Below are 676 nucleotides of genomic sequence, written 5' to 3'. Positions count from 1 at the left end.
ACCATCACTTGCCAACCTCCGGGGGCTACCTGCACCTATACAGACTGGACTCCTCAGTGTACGGTGGCCGACGGCGGCCTGCAGATAACTCAGAGCCGCACTGAGACCTGCACCTCGATTTGCGGGACCACCACCCGGACGCAAACCCAAACGGTTACCTGCCCGAAGACTTGCAACTACAGCGAGTGGAGCCCCTGGTCACCCCCAGATTGCAGCCAGGTTCAGGTTGCCTGCGGCCAAACTAGAACGGTTACCCAAACTCGAACGCGCAACCTGATTGCCAGCACCAGCAGCCCCACCTGTCCAGCAACCGAGACGCAGACGCAAAATCTCACCTGCCAGGGGCCTCCCTGCGGGCCGAGCACTTTTGCTCCAGAAACTCCCTCCAAGAGCCCTCTGGGCGAGTGGATGGCGGCCAAGCCCAACACGGTGGAGCTGCGACCTGCTCGGGAGGTGCAAGCGGATCCAGAACCCGAGACGGTCAGCGTGCATAGCGTGGCCAAGGCTTCTACTGAAGGCGTGACCATTGCCTTGGAGCCGCAGCTCTCGCCGGTGCTGGAGGTGAAGGCAGGGGTGCCCAAGCCGCCCAAGTGGCCCAGCCCTGCCGAGGCTCTGCAGGCGGCCTTCAATTGGATGTTTGGGGAGCCAGCCCATGCTGCCCGCGCTGGCTTGAGGG

The 676-nt window shown here is 63.3% G+C and carries 1 protein-coding gene; it reads left to right on the top strand.

What is annotated here, in order from left to right; genetic code table 11:
• Window positions 1-408: 408 nt before the first annotated feature.
• Window positions 409-676: hypothetical protein (locus NW807_RS09490; protein WP_414425946.1), on the top strand; the 268-nt coding region annotated here is incomplete at its 3' end.

This window comes from Synechococcus sp. R70.1, from assembly GCF_047461675.1.
Taxonomy (GTDB): Bacteria; Cyanobacteriota; Cyanobacteriia; order Thermostichales; family Thermostichaceae; genus Thermostichus.
The sequence above is the reverse complement of the archived record's forward strand: the minus strand, read 5'-3'. Positions and strand labels throughout refer to the sequence as shown.